This is a genomic window from Segatella buccae ATCC 33574 (genome assembly GCF_000184945.1).
Lineage (GTDB): Bacteria > Bacteroidota > Bacteroidia > Bacteroidales > Bacteroidaceae > Prevotella > Prevotella buccae.
The window spans coordinates 1-790 of the sequence record NZ_GL586323.1; the positions used below are offsets into that span (position 1 = coordinate 1).

The window sequence follows — 790 nt, forward strand, 5'->3', positions numbered from 1 at the left end:
GGTTCAGTATAAAAACTTGTGTAAATGACTGAGAGACTTAGGAAGCTTTCCGCGATAGTTCCATTAACCGCAGGAAGAAGTATTCATCATCTGGATACCCATACCCTTTACGTCTCTCGGTCTTGATCTTATTGTTAATACCCTCAAGTTTGCCAGTTGATATCCCGTATTTGGCAAACGTGTAGATCCCTCTCAAATGGCGGTATAAGAGACGCGCAAACCAAATAAAGTGACTATTTTTAGTTGCCTTACAGATATCTATGATCTCTTCTAGTCTGACGCACATTTCTACTTCGTCATGTGAGTTGTATGCTTGGTCTAGCAGGTCTTTAACGAGATCTATTGTGAAGAAGAGCTTGTTTTCTTCCAATAGCTCGTCATACCAGACTTCATTACCACCATGAGCCTTTATTTCTGGTGTATTGAATATTTCACCAGCAGTAGACACTAGCTTGTCTTTGCGGGCGTCCTCGTCCTTCTGGACTAATGTGGATCTTTTAGACATCAAGATGTAACGTGAATTCTTAAGCAACTTAGCAGCTTCTGGAGAGCCTTCCTCAGCCAGCCGTCTTTGTTCATCTTTCGGATCTCTGAAACCACTTTATCGTTGAAATTCTTGATAATGTGGAAGCGATCATAGACGATGTCTAGCTTGGGGTAGCGCCCTTTAAAAGCTTCTTCGAAGTCTGAATTCATGTCGCAAGCCACCGCCTCAACTTTTGACATCCACTCATCGCCAACATGATCCATAAACTCGAAAACAACGGCTTTCTTCTTGCCATGGGCTAAG

At 42.5% G+C, this 790-nt stretch carries 1 pseudogene; it reads right to left on the bottom strand.

The window, feature by feature from the left end:
* Positions 1–37: 37 nt before the first annotated feature.
* Positions 38–790 (bottom strand): annotated as a pseudogene (locus HMPREF6485_RS13880) (ISL3-like element ISLdl1 family transposase); the annotation flags it as partial.